This window comes from Kitasatospora sp. NPDC091257 (assembly GCF_044757675.1).
GTDB lineage: Bacteria > Actinomycetota > Actinomycetes > Streptomycetales > Streptomycetaceae > Kitasatospora > Kitasatospora lactacystinica.
The window spans coordinates 1-1,154 of sequence record NZ_JBIVVI010001822.1; the positions used below are offsets into that span (position 1 = coordinate 1).

General features: G+C 74.7%; 1 protein-coding gene. It reads right to left on the reverse strand.

What is annotated here, in order from left to right; translation table 11 throughout:
* Positions 1-5 precede the first annotated feature (5 nt).
* A partial coding sequence (locus ACIQOV_RS42280) for an AI-2E family transporter (RefSeq protein ID WP_401056574.1) occupies positions 6-1,154 on the reverse strand: 1,149 nt, incomplete at its 5' end.

Consider the following 1,154-nt stretch of genomic DNA (forward strand, 5'->3'; position numbering starts at 1 on the left):
GGCACTCACCCGCCCTGCCGGCCGCCCTCGCCCGGGTCCTGGCGCCGGCCCCGGTCCGGTCGGTGACCGGACCGATCACCCGCCGCAAGGGGCCGCGTCCCCGAGCCGCCGGGTGCGCCACGGGAGCGCAGCTCGCCGAGCACCGCCCAGGCGACCGACACCACCGGCACGGCCACCACCGCGCCCAGGATTCCCGCCAGCACGGTGCCGCCGGCCACCGACACGGCGATGGCCACCGGGTGGATGCGGACGGACCAGCCGAGCACCAGCGGATGCAGCAGGTGGCCCTCGATCTGGCCGATGACCACGATCAGGGCGAGCACCAGCAGGGCGATCACCGGCCCGCGGGCGGCGAGCGCGACCACGGAGGCGATCGCCAGGGCGATCGGGGAGCCGATCAGCGGGACGAGCGTCGCCACGAACTCCAGCAGCATCAGCGGCATGACCAGCGGCACCCGCAGGATCGCCAGCGCGACGCCCACCAGCACGGCGTTGGAGGCCGCCACGATCAGCACGCCCCGGGTGTAGCCCGCGAAGGTGCGCCAGGCGGTACGACCGGCACGGTCCCAGGCCGACCGGCTCCGGGCCGGCACCTGCCGCTGCGCCCAGGACCACATCCGGTCGCCGGAGTGCAGGAAGAACACCGAGCAGAAGACCGCGAGCGCCAGCCCCGTGACCAGCTCGACGATCCGGCCGGCGCCGCTGAGCGCGGTGCTGACCAGGGCGGAGCGGTGGGCCGAGACGAACGCGCCGATCTTGGCCCGCAGGTCGGTGACGGTGCCGGGGCGCAGGTGGAAGGGGGCGCCGGTGAGCCAGCGGTCGATCCGGGAGAGCCCGCCGCGCAGCTCGTTGCCCAGCCGGGTCCACTCGTCGGCGACGGTCGTGCCGACCAGCGCCAGCACCCCGCCGACGAGCACGAGGATGCAGAGGAAGGCCATCACGACGGCGAGCGAGCGCGGTGTGCCCCGGGCCAGCAGGTCGACCAACGGACGCAGCACGGAGGTGATGACCAGGGCCACGAACAGTGCGACGACCACCAGCTGGAGCCGGGCGAGGACGTCGACGACCAGATAGGCGAAGAGTCCGAGCAGCGCCAGCCGCCAGGTGTACCCGGCCGCCGTCCGCAGTCCGGAGGGGACGTGCTCCCCGGACGG